General features: G+C 68.0%; 11 protein-coding genes and 2 tRNA genes. 3 read left to right on the top strand and 10 right to left on the bottom strand.

Annotated features, from left to right (window positions below; translation table 11 throughout):
• Nucleotides 1-783: an ABC transporter ATP-binding protein gene (locus ABLE93_RS20050; RefSeq protein ID WP_348841659.1), complete on the bottom strand. Its 783-nt coding sequence runs from the start codon at nt 781-783 to the stop codon at nt 1-3.
• Between the two features lie 205 nt (nt 784-988).
• Complete coding sequence (locus ABLE93_RS20045; RefSeq protein ID WP_348841599.1) at nt 989-1996, bottom strand: ABC transporter substrate-binding protein; 1008 nt, start codon at nt 1994-1996, stop codon at nt 989-991.
• 252 nt (nt 1997-2248) lie between these two features.
• On the opposite strand from ABLE93_RS20045, the gene ABLE93_RS20040 reads away from it, so the two are divergent.
• Nucleotides 2249-3430, top strand: coding sequence for a nucleotide disphospho-sugar-binding domain-containing protein (locus ABLE93_RS20040; protein ID WP_348841598.1), 1182 nt, complete (start codon nt 2249-2251; stop codon nt 3428-3430).
• Nucleotides 3431-3500: 70 nt separating this feature from the next.
• Here ABLE93_RS20040 and ABLE93_RS20035 read toward each other — a convergent pair whose 3' ends face one another.
• Together ABLE93_RS20035 and ABLE93_RS20030 are read right to left on the bottom strand one after the other, a co-directional pair.
• Nucleotides 3501-4499, bottom strand: a complete 999-nt coding sequence (locus tag ABLE93_RS20035) for a FecR family protein (RefSeq protein WP_348841597.1) — start codon at nt 4497-4499, stop codon at nt 3501-3503.
• A 13-nt stretch (nt 4500-4512) separates the two neighbouring features.
• Complete coding sequence (locus ABLE93_RS20030; RefSeq protein ID WP_348841596.1) at nt 4513-5910, bottom strand: tetratricopeptide repeat protein; 1398 nt, start codon at nt 5908-5910, stop codon at nt 4513-4515.
• 345 nt (nt 5911-6255) lie between these two features.
• On the opposite strand from ABLE93_RS20030, the gene ABLE93_RS20025 reads away from it, so the two are divergent.
• Together ABLE93_RS20025 and ABLE93_RS20020 are read left to right on the top strand one after the other, a co-directional pair.
• Nucleotides 6256-7188 carry a ring-cleaving dioxygenase gene (locus tag ABLE93_RS20025; RefSeq protein WP_348841595.1) on the top strand — a complete coding sequence of 311 codons (933 nt, stop codon included), beginning with the start codon at nt 6256-6258 and terminating at the stop codon, nt 7186-7188.
• Nucleotides 7189-7306: 118 nt separating this feature from the next.
• Entirely contained in the window at nt 7307-7975 is a 669-nt protein-coding gene (locus tag ABLE93_RS20020) for an alpha/beta hydrolase (RefSeq protein WP_348841594.1), read from the top strand.
• 39 nt (nt 7976-8014) lie between these two features.
• Here the strand turns inward: ABLE93_RS20020 and ABLE93_RS20015 are convergent, their stop codons facing one another.
• From ABLE93_RS20015 to lon, 6 genes are all read right to left on the bottom strand, one after another.
• The gene (locus tag ABLE93_RS20015) at nt 8015-8812 is read right to left on the bottom strand and encodes an SGNH/GDSL hydrolase family protein (RefSeq protein ID WP_348841593.1); all 798 of its coding nucleotides are present in this window, start codon (nt 8810-8812) and stop codon (nt 8015-8017) included.
• A gap of 95 nt (nt 8813-8907) precedes the next feature.
• Nucleotides 8908-10575 (bottom strand): B12-binding domain-containing radical SAM protein, encoded by a 1668-nt coding sequence (locus ABLE93_RS20010; RefSeq protein WP_348841592.1) that lies wholly within the window; start codon nt 10573-10575, stop codon nt 8908-8910.
• A gap of 161 nt (nt 10576-10736) precedes the next feature.
• Nucleotides 10737-10813: transfer RNA gene (locus ABLE93_RS20005), tRNA-Asp, on the bottom strand.
• Nucleotides 10814-11039: 226 nt separating this feature from the next.
• Nucleotides 11040-11115, bottom strand: a tRNA-Val gene (locus ABLE93_RS20000).
• Between the two features lie 297 nt (nt 11116-11412).
• On the bottom strand, nt 11413-11691 hold the full coding sequence (locus ABLE93_RS19995) for an HU family DNA-binding protein (protein WP_024278722.1): 279 nt from the start codon (nt 11689-11691) through the stop codon (nt 11413-11415).
• A 323-nt stretch (nt 11692-12014) separates the two neighbouring features.
• Nucleotides 12015-14435, bottom strand: a complete 2421-nt coding sequence (gene lon / locus ABLE93_RS19990; RefSeq protein ID WP_348841591.1) for an endopeptidase La — start codon at nt 14433-14435, stop codon at nt 12015-12017.
• Between the last annotated feature and the right edge of the window lie 43 nt (nt 14436-14478).

Here is a 14478-nt window from a genome sequence, read left to right as displayed (position 1 = left end):
TCACGCCGCCTGCCGCACTTCGGCGATCTTGCTGCGCAATTCGTGCACCAGCTGGGTGAAGTCCGGCGTGTAGCAGACGTCCAGATCCCGCGGCCGCGGGAAGTCCACCGTGCGGGTCTCGACGATGCGGCCCGGCCGCGCGCTCATCACATGGATGGTGTCGGCGAGGAAGCCGGCTTCGCGCAGGTCATGGGTCACCAGGATGACGGTGAAGCCGAGCTTCTGCCACAGGTCGCGCAGCACGCACCACAATTCCTCGCGGGTGAAGGCGTCCAGCGCCGCGAAGGGCTCGTCCAGCATGAGCAGGGCCGGCTCATGGATGAGCGCGCGGCACAGGGAGGCGCGCTGCTGCATGCCGCCGGACATCTCCCACGGGAAACGGTCGGCGAAGGCGGACAGGCCGACCACGTTGAGCAGCGCCATGGCCTTGTCCTGGAACGCCGCCTTGTCGCGGGAAAAGCGCCCACGATAGGGCGGGACGATCTCCAGCGGCAGCATCACATTGGCGAGCACGGTGCGCCACGGCAGGAGGTTCGCGTTCTGAAAGGCCATCCCCGCCATCTTCACCGGGCCGGTCACCGGCTTGCCGTCCACCGCGACGGTGCCTGAGGTGGGGCGGATGAGGCCCGTCACCAGCTTCATCAGCGTGGACTTGCCGCAGCCCGAAGGCCCCACCACCGCCGCGAACTCGCCCCTGCGCACATGGAGCGTGGTGCCGGCCAACGCCGTCACCGGGCCGGTGCGGCCGGGATAGGTGAGGGTCACGTTGTCGAGGACGATCACGAGGGGGCCTTTCGGTTCGGCATCGGCCGCTCCCCGGACAAGCGCCACCGCAGGCGGCGCGCCGGTCCGGGGATCAAGGAGAAGAGAGGTCAACGCCCCGAGATAGCTCCGGTGGCCTCCGGTCCGGCCGCCTTCGGCGGTCCGTTGCGCTGAACCCCGGCTCGCATTCCGCTGATGCTGCATGCGTCCGGGGTACGCAATGGCCTCACATCTTCCGTTCGCTCGCCGGCGGCAGATATTCGCTGGTGAAGATGTCGGCCGCCGTGGGCTTCGCCTTGAAATCGTAGGTGATGGCCACCTGGTCAATGGACTTGGCGAGCCGCGCCGGGTCGACGTCGCCGACGCCGTTCGCCTTCACCCAGGCGGTGACGATGTTGTCCTTCAGCGCCATTTCGAGGCGGGCGAGCTCGATGGCCTCGTCGGCGGTCTCGTTGCGCTTCATCACCGACTTGATGGCGCTCTTCGGGTCCTTGGCGGTGTCGATGATGCCCTTGATGGTGGCTTTCACAAAGCCCTTCACCACGTCGGGATGGGCCTTGGCGAAGTCGGGGTTCACCATGATGGCGTTGCCGTAAAGCACGAGGCCGTACTTGGACATGAGCATCACCACGATGTCGTCCGCCGGCACCCCCTTCTGGCGCAGGTTGAAGAAGGAGGAGAAGGAGAAGCCGGTGATGGCGTCCACCTTGCCGTCGGCCAGCATGGGCTCACGCACCGGGAAGCCCACGTTCTCGATCTTCACCTTGTCGGCGTCGATGCCGTTCTCCTTCACGAAGGCCTTCCACTGGGCAAAGGCGCCGTCGGGCGCGGGCGCGCCGAGGATCTTGCCTTCGAGGTCCTTCGGCTTGGTGATGCCGGTCTTCTTCAGGGTCACGATGGAGAAGGGCGGCTCGTCATAGACCATCTGGACGGCAACGACCTTCTTGTCCGGGTTCTGGTCACGGAACTTCATCAACGAGTTGATGTCGAAGAAGCCGATGGGATAGGTGCCAGCCGCTACGCGGGCGATGCCCGCCACCGATCCGGGGCCGCTGTCGATGGTGACGTTGAGGCCCTCGGCCTTGTAGTAGCCCTTGTCCAACGCCACGAAATACGGTGCGGACGGCCCCTCGAACTTCCAGTCGAGCGCGAACTTCACATCGGTTTCAGCCACGGCGGGCGCCGCCACGAGGGCAGCGAAAGCGACAGCGAGAACTCCACGCAGAAACGTCATCGAGGGCTCCTCCCGGTCTTGCCGGCAGCGGGTCTTATCGCTCCGGCGGCTGCAACCGCCATGCCAGTACCGCGCCCGAACCGACAACGACACCTTGGGGAAGGTCGCGGCCTTCGGCACAGGCAGGTGCGCTGCCCGCACAATGGCATCATGCCCATGATGTGAGCAATGCCGCCTTTGCCGCCTTCCCCGCTGGACAAGGGCCGCCGCCTCGGCCAATCCGGCCACAGGGGGCTGCGATGGGGAGGCGGGATGCGGACGAAGCGGGTGCTTCTGGCCTGGGAACAGGGCGCGGGCTTCGGCCACACCATCCAGCTCGCGCGCCTCGGCCAGCGGCTCATGGCGGCCGGCGCCGAGGTGGTCGCCGCCGTGCGCTACCTGCAGAATGCCGGCCCGCTCACCGAGGCCGGAATCCGCACGCTGCAGGCGCCATCTTGGCCCGCTCCGGCGCCGCGGCCGGGCGACGTCGTCCCCGCCTCGGCGACGCTGACGGATTCGCTGGCCCGCGTCGGCCTGCGCGACAGCGCCAGCGTGCGCGCCGTGCTGCGGGCATGGCGCGAGCTTTTCGATGCGGAGCGCCCCGACCTCGTAGTCTGCGACTACGCGCCCCTCGCAGGTCTGGCCGCCCGGGGCCGCGCGAGGGTCATGCAGGCGAGCACCGCTTACTGCCTGCCGCCAGCCGATCTCGAGGCGATGCCGCTGTTCCACCACTTCCACCCGCCCGCCCACACCGATGCGGAGGTGCTCGCAAGCGTCAACGACGCCGTGGACGCCGAGGGGCTCGCCTCCATCGACCGCATCGGTGGCCTGTTCGGCGGCGACGACGCCTTCGTGCGCTCCTTCCCGCTGATCGACCCCTATGCCGACCTGCGCGCCGGCGAGGCGGAAGGGCCGGTGATGGAGGGCGTCATGCGGGAGAGGGAGGACGGCGCGCGCTCCATCTTCGCCTATCTTCATGCCGACGTGGCGGCGCGGCCGGACGTGGCGGCGGTGCTCATGGCCCTCGCCGACCGGCTGGAGATTCATGTGCCTGGCGTCGAGGCCGACTGGCTCTCAGCCCTGACGGGCGCCGGCGCGCGTGTGCATCGGCGCGCGGTTCCCATGGCCGATGCCCTCGCCCGCAGCCGCCTGCTGCTGCACCAGGGCAGCGCCGGCGTCGCGGCCGACGCCCTTGCGGCCGGGGTGCCGCAATTCACCCTGTCGGTGCATGTTGAGCATTATCTCAACGGCGAGGCACTCGCCGCCGCCGGCCTCAGCCGCAACGTACCGCTGTTCGATCCCAAGGCGCGGGCCGATGTGGATGCGGTCCGTGCCTGGCTGGAGGACGACGATGCACTGCTGATCGCTGCCGCGGCGGGGCGCATGCACCGCGCTATGCTGGACGAGGCCAACCCGCTCGACATGCTGACGGGGCGCTGCCTCGACCTGCTCTAGCGATTTCGCCGCCCGAAGGCGCTGGGACGCCCTCAACCCCGGCGGAGGCCAGCTGGGGCATCAAGCGGCATCAGTAGCCGATGGGACCGCCGCCACCACCCCCGCCCCCGCCACCACCGCCGGGAAAGCCGGGGAAGGTCGGGAAGCCGCCGGGGAAGCCGGGAAAGCCGCCGCCGCCACCGGGATAGCCGCCAGGACCGCCGCCGTAGCCATAGGGCGGCGGGGTGACAGGGATGACGACATTGCCCTGGTTCTGCTGCGCGGCCTGCTGGGCGATGGAGTCCGCCTCGCCCTGCATCTGCGTATTCACATAGCGGCAGGTGGCGGCCGCGAGGTCCATGGTGGTCTGGCCCTGCACCGGCACGCCGCAGGGGTGGCTGGCCCCCTTGTCGAGGCCGGACACATCGGGCGTCGGCTCGCGGCGGCCGCCGGTCTGGCCGGGCCGGCTGCGGGTCTCGGCGATGAGCGCATCCATCTGGCCCGCGGGAACCCGGCTGGGACCGGCGATGCCGGCGCGCCCCACCGTGACCATGAAGCCCGGCCGGCGCACCACCACGGTCTCCCCGCCGGGGCCCGTCACCGTGAGGGTGCCGAACTGCAGGATGGCCTGGGTCTCGCCATTGCGGTGGATGACGGTCGCGACGCCGCCGCGGATGCCGATGGTGGCCACCGGCGTCTTCACCTCGGCACCGCCGGTGTGGCTGGCATTGCCGCCGATGAAGCGCACCGCGCCCTTGCCGAGGGTGAGCGCCATGGATCCCGCCTTGGTGTTGGGATCGTAGACGAACTCGTCGATCAGCAGGTTCGAGTTGGGGCCGATGTTGAGCGAGGTCTTGTCGACGAACACGACCTGCACGCTGCCGGAGCTGCTCGTCTCGATGCGCTCGCGGTGGATGATGCTGGAGCCGAGCTCCAGCGTGCGGGCGCCCGAGCCGCCGCTGCCGGTGGAGCGGGGGTTGACCGCGGCTGCGGTGCCGACGGCCGTCTGAGCGAGGCCGGGGCCGGAGGCCGCGACAAGGGCGATGGTGGCGACGGAGGCCAGAAGCCGGGCGGGGGTGCTGATGGGCATGATGCGTTGCTCCTCAGAACCGCACGTTCGGGCCGACCGAAACGCTGAAATTGTCGAAGGCGTAATTGGGCAGGGTCGAGGTGGACCAGCTGTACTGGACCTGCGTCAGCAGCCCCCATTGCTCGTGGATGGGTACGTCGAGGGCGAGCCCCACCCTGTACTGGTTGTCCTTCTCGGTGACGAAGTTCGAGATGAACGGGTTTGGCGCATCGTAGCTGTAGCGCGAGTAGCCCGCGCTCGGGATGGCGATCCAGCGCTTCACGCCCCACAGGCCCTGGAACTCGAACGGCAGCGCGAGGTCCACGGCGAAGGTGTTGTAGGAGAACCAGGGCAGATCGCCCGAGGCATCGTTGTAGGCAAGCCGCGCGCGCCAGCGCCAGTCGTCGGTGATGCGGCCGAAGGCGTTGGCGCCCACCGTCCACATCTCGCCGCTCTGGAAGCCGGCGGTGGGATAGTCCGGCGACGACTGGTAGTCGCGCTGGCGGATCTCCACGAACGGCTCGAGCCCGAACCACACGCTGAACGGCGCATAGATCGAGACGCCCGCGCCATAGGTGCCGAGATAGCCATTGCCGCCCAGCGCGACGCCGCCCGCCAGCACGTAGGCGCGGATGGACGAGCCGGGCAACTGGTCGGGGAACAGGGCGAAGCGCGGGCCGGTGTTGAACTCGGCGAACCCGAGGTTCAGCTGGTCGAGCTTGAACTGCTGCGAATAATAGAGGTTGAGGTTGGTTTCCCAGACGTCGCCGCGCTGGTTGCCGAAGTCGTAGACGTGGCGGATGGAGGCGAGGGCGAAGGCGTTGCCGTCGGCCTGGGCGGCGGCGCTGGGCGGCAGCAGGGCCGCCACGTCCTGGCCGACCACGAGGCGGCTGGAGGGGCCGTAATTGGCATTGGACTGGTAGCGCACGCCCACCTGGGCATAGACGCTCCACTGGTTGGTGGAGAGGCGCCGGTCGATCTCCACCAGATAGGCGGCGACGTTGTCGCGCTCCTGGCCCGTCAGGCCGGGCGAATTGGCGATGGGCTCGAAATAGGCACGGGCAGATTCGTAAGCGCCGAGCCGGTAATACAGCCGCGCCAGCTCAAGGCGCACGCGCACCAGCTGAGGATTGTAAAAGAGGATGCGTTCATAGACGCCGATGGCCGCCTCATAGTCACCCACCTCCACCGCCCGGCGGGCGAGGCGGAAGGCGAGGTCGACATCGGCCGGCCGCTTCAACGACTGATAGAACAGCGCGTTGAACTCCGGATCGGCATCCGCAATGGCGGTCTGCTGCGCCAGGGCAGAGCCGGCCCCGCCGAACAGCGCGGCCGCGACCGCGCACGCTCCGGCCGCGCAAACTCGGGCCAGCCGGCGCCAAGCGCCGCCGTCTCGATCCGCAACTCGATTGTTGTACCGCTTTACCAGCATGCCTGACCATCCGGCTCTTGCTGGCAAGGCCCCGCCCCTTGCCCGAGTGGTCTCATTACCATCGCAATCGCGGAAAGGGGATTCAGAGCGGCGCGCAAACAGCCGCCAATGCAGTCTTTCGCAGGCGGAAAAGCATTTTTGCCACAGCTTCCGGCATTATGCGCCACGATTGTACCACCCGGTGGCGCAGCCGGGCATTGCGCCGACGATCCTGCGATGACCGCGCGCCAAACCCGCACGCTTGGCTTGCATGTATGCAATGAATCTCAGGTTTAATTCCGAAGTTCATTGCTTAAATTTGACTTCGACGACATCGCCCACAGCGAACCGTTCGGAGGACTTCACATGCGCAGCATCGGCCTTCACCACGTCACCGCCATTGCCGGCCCGGCAAGGCGCAACCTTGAATTTTACACCCGGACCCTCGGGCTCCGACTGGTGAAGAAGACGGTCAATTTCGACGATCCCGGCACCTATCACTTCTATTTCGGCGATGCCGCCGGCTCGCCCGGCAGCATCCTGACCTTCTTCCCGTGGGAGCACGCGGCGGAGGGCCGGGTCGGCGTGGGCGAAACTCAGGAAACCGCCTTCCGCATTCCCGAAGCGGCGGTAGGGTACTGGACCGAGCGCCTCATCGGCGCCGGCCTCGCACCCGATTTGCCGGAGAAGCGCTTCGGCGAGACCGTCATCTCCTTCAAGGACCCGGACGGGATGCGGATCGCCCTCGTCGGCGTCCCCGGCATCGAGTCCGAACCCGCATGGGGTGGCGGCGAGGTGCCTGAGGCCCATGCCATCCGCGGCATGCATTCGGTGTCCCTGCTGCTGAAGGAGGCGGCCCCGACCGCCGCCATCCTCACCGACGTGTTCGGATTCGAGGAGGCGGGGCGCGAGGGCACCCGCATCCGCTATCGCGCACCCGGCGTTGCGGTGGGCGGCATCGTGGACATCCGCGAGGCCGGAGGCTTCCTGCCGGGTCGCCAGGGCCGCGGCAGCGTCCACCACATCGCCTTCCGTGCCGGCGACGACGCGGATCAGGCCGAGATGGTGGAGAAGCTCACCAGCCGGCACGGCCGCCACGTCACCGGCCAGCGCGACCGCAACTACTTCCGCTCGGTGTATTTCCGCGAGCCGGGCGGCGTGCTGTTCGAGATCGCGACGGATGATCCCGGCTTTGCGGTGGACGAGGCGCCCGAGCATCTCGGCGAGGCGCTGAAGCTGCCGGCGCAATACGAGGCGCACCGCGCCGAGATCGAGCAGGTGCTTCCTGCCGTCGCCTGACAACCTGCGGCCCCGCTGGTGGCGGGGCCGTTCACCTTGATCCGCCTGCCGCGCCTTCGGGCCACCGCAGGCGGACCCGGTACCCTTTGCAAGATTCACCCCCGAAAGGATCTGCCCCATGACCCGCGCCAGCGCATCCCGCGCGCCAGCCACCGCGCACGCCGCCGACCTCGCCTTCATTCACCGCTTCGTTCCCGCCACCGATGCGGCCGCGACACCGCTGCTTCTGCTTCACGGCACCGGCGGCGACGAGAACGACCTCCTGCCCCTCGGCCGCATGATCGCGCCGGGCGCCGCCCTCCTCTCCCCGCGCGGGCAGGTGAGCGAGGCCGGCATGCCCCGCTTCTTCCGCCGCCTGTCCGAGGGCGTGTTCGACGAGGCGGATGTGGTTCGTCGCGCCAACGAACTGGCCGATTTCATCGCCGCCGCGCGGGACGCCTACGGCATCGCCGCGCCGGTGGCCGTGGGCTTCTCCAACGGCGCCAACATTGCCGCCGCCCTTCTCCTGCTGCGGCCCGAGGCGCTGGCCGGCGCGGCCCTGCTGCGGCCCATGGTGACCCTGTCCACCCCGCCGGAGGGGACCTTGCCGGGAACGCCGGTGCTGATGCTGTCGGGCTCGGCCGATCCCATCGTGCCCACCGCCAATGCGGCGCGGCTGGCTGTTCAGCTCTCGGCGCGCGGCGGCCAGGTGGAGCACCGTGTGCTGCCCGGCGGTCATGGGCTGATGTCCTCGGACGTCACCGCGGTCAAGGACTGGATCGGCCGGTTCCAGGCCACGGGGGCCTGAGCCGCGCTTGTCCACGAACGACCGGCGGCGAACCGCCGCTCAGCGCTCCGACGCAGCGGGCGCCGGGCGTGCGGGGGCGGCGGCGGGACGCGCGGCGCCGCCGCTGCGCACGGCGGTGAGGATCGACGGGGCCAGAAGCTCGGCAAGGCAGGAATAGCCCGCGTCGTTCATGTGGAAACTGTCCCACCAGAGGGTGCCGCGGAAGCCGGCGGGATCGCGCGTCGCCCATTGCTTCATCATGGCGTAGCGCCGCAGCAGCGGAACGCCCCGCGCCGAGGTCGCCGCATCCACCGCGGAGACGAACTGCTCGTAGCGCGCGAGATCATTGATGGCGGGAAAATATTGCTGGTCGATCACCACCGCCGCGGCGCCCGAGGCGGCGATGGAAGCCAGCCCCTCCGAGACCAGGGCCTTGAGCCGGCCCGGATCGCCGCCGAAGATGACGTCGTTGGTGCCCACCTGCCAGATCACCAGATGGGGCGCCGGCGTGGCGCGCATGAAGCTCTGGAGCCGGCCGAGGGTGGACGGCCCGGTCTCGCCCGAGACGCCCGCATTGGTGATCTCCACCCTGCCCTCGCCCCACGCATCCACCAGACGGCGCGCCAGCTGGCTCGGATAGTTCTGGTCGGCACCCGAGGCTCCCACCCCGGCCGTGGTGGACGAGCCGATGGCGAGAATGCGCACCGGGCGCCCCTCCTTGAACGCGCGCGCACCCGCTTCCATGGCGAGCGCCGGAGACGGACGCGCACCCGAGGGGCAGGCGGTCGCGCTGGAGAGAGGACTGGCCGCGAGCGTCGCAGCCAGCAGGCAGACCGTGAGGGAGCGGGAACCGCGCATGGGGAGAACCGAAGAAATGAGAGAAGGCCAGGGCGCGCGGATTGAACAGCAGCGAGCCGCTGCGTCAACCGCCATTGCGCCCCGGCGCCCCAGGATTATTCCGCCGCAGTCGTGATGACGGCCCGCTCTTGCGCCACGCGCTCGCGCGGATCGCGCCATCGCCCGCTCTCGATATCGGCGATCTGGTCGGCGAGCGTGCGGTCCACGGATTGGGCAAACCGCCCGAGGTGAATGTAGAAAAGCGACAGCGACAGCAGCTGCTCCAGCGTGTCAAGCCGCTTCAGCCCCCGCAGCACCACCGGCCAGATGTGAAGGGCGGTGCGCGGATGACGCACGCTGACCTTCAGCATGATGGCGAACAGCCGCGCGAGGTCCCCCGCCAAAGTGCGCAGGTCGACCGGCTCCGGTGTCTTCGCTACCGCCGCCCCTGCCGCAAGAGCGCCCTCCTGCGCCTTCGCCTCCGGACGGCGCAGCAGCTCGCCGAGCCGCCGCACCCGGCCGAAGAAGGCGGCGGGCGTATAGATGCGGGCATATGTCTCCCGATAAGCGCGCAGCACGTCGACCCTCGGACCCAGAGTCGCGAAATTGAGGCCGGCTCCGGTCTGGTCGCCGAAGCGGAAATCCTCCTCCTTCAGCTCGAACATCCGCCCTTCCCGCTCCAGCCGGCGGGACAGCTGGGTGTCCGGCAGCGCATAGAGCAGGCCGAGCGAGGCCACGGGAATGGCCGCCTCCTCGATCAGCTCCACCATCATGTCGCCGATGCCCGCGGGCTCGTTGTCGAAGCCGATGATGAAGCCTGCGATCACCACGAGACCGGCGGCATAGATCCGGTGGACGCTGGCGGCGATGTCGCGCCGCGTGTTCTGCTTCTTCTGGGTGGAGCGCAGCACGTCGGCATCCGGGCTTTCGATGCCCACGAAGACGAGGAAGAAGCCCGCCTCCGACAGCAGCCGCAAAAGCTCGGCGTCATCGGCGAGATTGAGCGAGGCCTCCGTCGAGAAATGGAACGGATGGCCGCGTGCCTTCTGCCAGGCGATGAGATGGGGCAGGAAGGCCTTCACGGCCTTCTTGTTGCCGATGAGGTTGTCGTCGACGAAATCCACATGGCCGCGATAGCCGAGAGTGTGGAGCGCATCGAGCTCCGCCAGCATCTGATCGGTCGCCTTGGCCCGGGGCACGCGGCCATAAAGCTCGATGATGTCGCAGAACTCGCAGGTGAACGGGCAGCCGCGGGAAAATTGCACCCCCACGAAGAGATAGTCCGAGAAGGTGATGAGATCGAAGCGCGGCACGGGCGTCCGGGTCACGTCCGGCTTGTCCTCGCCCGCCTCGAACAGGCCGTCGCGGAAGCCTGCCTCCCACGCCGCGATGAAGGCGGGCAGCACGGCTTCCGCCTCGCCCAGCACCCGCACGGGGGCAGCTGCGTAGGCCTGCGGGCTCGACGACACGTCGGGACCGCCCATGACCGCCACCTTCCCGGCCGCAGCGACCCGGTCGATCAGGCGCAGCGCCTCGAGGCGCTGGGGCAGCATGGCGCTGAGGAAGACCGCATCGGCCCAGGCGAGGTCCTCGGCCGAGAGATCACGGACGTTGCAATCCACGAGCCGCACCTCCCAATCCACCGGGAGCATGGCCGCGACGGTGAGAAGGCCGAGCGGCGGCGCCATGCAGCGCGCACCCCTGAGCCGGGCGAGTTCGAGGTTCCTCCAGAAGCTTTCCTGGACGAACCTCGGATAGACGAGGAGGATTCGGGCTTGCGACATTCCACCTCCGGCCGGCATCCGGCGTGCCAACCATACGCAGGTTGTCCGCGCCTGTCACTGCAACGCAGCTTGGCCGCAACAGCAGCAGGCCCGGCGCGCACACGGCGTCGGGCAGTGACGGTCAGAACCGAAGCTGGAAGAAGGAGCGCGACAGGCGCGAATGGCGGGAGTGACGGGGCTCGAACCCGCGACCTCCGGCGTGACAGGCCGGCGCTCTAACCAACTGAGCTACACCCCCGAACCGGCGTCGGATGGAACCGTGCGCCGAGGAGAGCGGCGTGGTACGGCACCCCTCTTTCCAAGTCAAGCAAGACGCGCATTTTTTGCCGGGGATTTCTCCACAGGCGCGACCTCTTGGCCCTCTTCCGCCATGGGGCGAAAGCGCCCTGGCGAAGGCGCACCGAAAGTCGCCGCGCAACTTGCCGGATCTCGGGAAAAGCAGGCTCGAGGCGGATCGGGAAATCTGGTGGGCGGTGACGGGCTCGAACCGCCGACCCTCTCGGTGTAAACGAGATGCTCTACCAACTGAGCTAACCGCCCGGGGCACCAGCTTCACGGCGCTATAGTCCCGCCCGGCCGCCGCGGCAAGGGTGCAGGCCGGACAGGCGCGGCGCCTGCAAGATGCCCGGATCTCGAACGAGCGCGGCGCTCGTGCGGCGCGTGATGGCGATTCTGCGGGAGACGGAGGGGAGCGGGAGTGGCGGGCGAAGGGCCGCGATGAGCAGGCCGGAAGCCGTCTAAACCTCGGGGACGCTCCGCCCGGGCCAGAGCCGGGCTGGGAGCGTCCGGAAACCCGCCGGCAAACCTCCGGCAGGGTCGTCAGGCCAAAAGGCCGGATCAGTCGTTGACGGCTTCCTTCAGGCCCTTGCCGGGCGTGAACTTGGGAGCCTTCGAGGCCTTGATCTTCACCGGCTTGCCGGTGCGCGGATTGCGGCCTTCGCGGGCAGCGCGCGTCACCACGGAAAAGCTGCCGAAACCGATCAGCTTGACTTCCTCGCCATCCTTGAGCGCCTTGGCGATGATGTCGAAGGTCGCGTCCACAGCCGCAGCCGCAGCCGTCTTCGTCAGCTTCGCCTCTTCGGCCACCGCGGCGATCAGTTCGTTCTTGGTGGTCATCTGACCTTTCCTTCCGTTGTCAGAACGCGAATCGTGCAGGGACAAGCCCCGACGAACGGCGCGAGCATCACGGAAATTAAGGCTTTTGCAAGCGCGATCGGCATCAAACCCGCACCAATGCACGATTTCTCGCTGTGCGGCTGCGAAGAGAGGCACGCTGTGACGCCACGTCCGCGCTGGAGCAACGCCTCCTAAGTCGTTGAAAACGCAAAGGGCGCGACCCGCGCCCTCCAAAGGTTGGAGAGAGACGGGCACGCGCCCTTCGATCAGCTGCAGAAACTGTTGAAACGGACCGGATTGCGGGCAATCCGGTCCGTTTCAGGTCAGTGCGCGACCACGCCCGGGTTCTCCTCGTCGGCAACCGGCGGGTTGTTCACCGGACGCTCTTCCCAGGTGATGGGCTCCGGCGGACGCACCAGCGCGTTGGCGAGGACCTCGTCCATGCGCGACACGGGCACGATCTCCAGCGCGTTCTTCACGTTGGCCGGGATGTCCGCCAGGTCCTTGGCGTTCTCCTCGGGGATCAGCACCTTCTTGATGCCGCCGCGGAGCGCCGCGAGCAGCTTCTCCTTGAGGCCGCCGATGGGCAGCACCCGGCCGCGCAGGGTGATCTCGCCGGTCATGGCCACGTCGCGACGGACGGGAATGCCGGTGATCACCGAGACGATGGCGGTGGCCATGGCGACGCCGGCGGACGGGCCGTCCTTCGGGGTCGCCCCCTCGGGAACGTGCACGTGGATGTCGCGGCGCTCGAACAGCGGCGGCTCGATACCGAAGTCCACCGCCCGCGAGCGCACGTAGGACGCCGCCGCGGAGATGCTCTCCTTCATCACGTCGCGCAGGTTGCCGGTGACCGTCATCTTGCCCTTGCCGGGCATCATGAGGCCCTCAATGGTCAGCAGCTCGCCGCCCACCTCGGTCCAGGCAAGGCCGGTGACGACGCCCACCTGGTCCTCGGTCTCCACCTCGCCGTAGCGGAAGCGCGGGGCGCCGATGAAGTCCTCGAGGTTCTTGGCGGTGACCTTCACCGACTTCTTCTTGGCCAGCATGAGCTCCTTCACCGCCTTGCGGGCGAGGGTGGAGATCTCACGCTCGAGGTTGCGCACGCCGGCTTCCCGCGTGTAGCGGCGGACGAGTGTGAGCAGCGCCTCGTTGTCGATGGCGAATTCCTTCGCCGTCAGGCCGTGCTTCTGGAGCGAGTTGGGGATCAGGTGCTTGCGCGAGATCTCCACCTTCTCGTCTTCCGTGTAGCCGGCGATGCGGATCACCTCCATGCGGTCCAGAAGGGCCGGCGGGATGTTCAGCGTGTTCGCCGTGGTCACGAACATGACGTTCGAGAGGTCGTAGTCCACCTCCAGATAGTGGTCGTTGAAGGTGTGGTTCTGCTCGGGGTCCAGAACCTCAAGGAGGGCCGAGGACGGATCGCCGCGGAAATCGGCGCCCATCTTGTCGATCTCGTCGAGGAGGAAGAGCGGATTCGCCTTCTTCGCCTTGCGCATGGACTGGATGATCTTGCCCGGCATGGACCCGATGTAGGTCCGCCGGTGGCCACGGATCTCCGCTTCGTCGCGCACGCCGCCGAGGGCAACGCGCACGAACTCACGGCCCGTCGCCTTGGCGATGGACTTGCCGAGCGAGGTCTTGCCGACGCCGGGCGGGCCGACGAGGCACAGGATGGGCCCCGTGAGCTTGTTGGCGCGGCTCTGCACGGCCAGGTACTCGACGATGCGCTCCTTGACCTTGTCGAGGCCGTAGTGGTCGCTGTTGAGGATCTCCTGGGCGTAGTTGAGGTCCTTCTTGACCTTGCTCTTGACGCCCCACGGGATGGACAGCAGCCAGTCCAGATAGTTGCGCACCACGGTGGCTTCCGCCGACATGGGCGACATCTGGCGGAGCTTCTTCAGCTCGTGGGCGGCCTTCTCGCGGGCTTCCTTGGTGAGCTTGGTCCGCTTGATGCGGTCCTCCAGCTCCTGCAGGTCGTCCTTGCCGTCCTCGTCGCCCAGCTCCTTCTGGATCGCCTTCATCTGCTCGTTCAGGTAGTACTCGCGCTGGGTCTTCTCCATCTGCCGCTTGACGCGGGTGCGGATGCGCTTCTCCACCTGGAGCACGGAGATCTCGCTCTCCATGAGGCCCAGCACCTTCTCCAGCCGGTCGGAGACCTTCAGCGTCTCCAGAACCGCCTGCTTGTCCGGGATCTTCACGGCGAGGTGCGAGGCGACGGTGTCGGCGAGTTTGGAGTGGTCGTCGATCTGGCCGACGACGCCCACCACCTCGGGCGACACCTTCTTGTTGAGCTTCACGTAGTTCTCGAACTCGGTGACCACCGAGCGGCCGAGCGCCTCCGCCTCGACGCGGTCGCTCTCCTCGTCATTGAGGGTGATGGCCTCGGCCTCGTAGAGGTCGGTCCGGTCGGTGTAGCGCGTCACCTGCGCGCGGCTCACGCCCTCCACCAGCACCTTCACGGTGCCGTCGGGAAGCTTCAGCAGCTGCAGCACGGTGGCGAGGGTGCCCACCGAGAAAATCGCCTCGGGCGCCGGGTCGTCATCCGACGCGTTCTCCTGCGTGGCCAGCAGGATGTACGTGTCACCGCGCATCACCTCCTCGAGGGCGCGGATCGACTTCTCGCGGCCCACGAACAGGGGAACAATCATATGGGGAAACACCACGATGTCGCGAAGCGGCAGAACCGGGAAGGTCTGGGACACTCCGGCAACGAGCGGCGGGCGCGGCTTCTGGCTCGTCATGACGCAATCCTTTCAAGAAGTGCACGCGCCGGGAATTGCCCAC

This window comes from Xanthobacter pollutisoli (genome assembly GCF_040044995.1).
GTDB lineage: Bacteria > Pseudomonadota > Alphaproteobacteria > Rhizobiales > Xanthobacteraceae > Xanthobacter.
The sequence above is the reverse complement of the archived record's forward strand: the minus strand, read 5'-3'. Positions and strand labels throughout refer to the sequence as shown.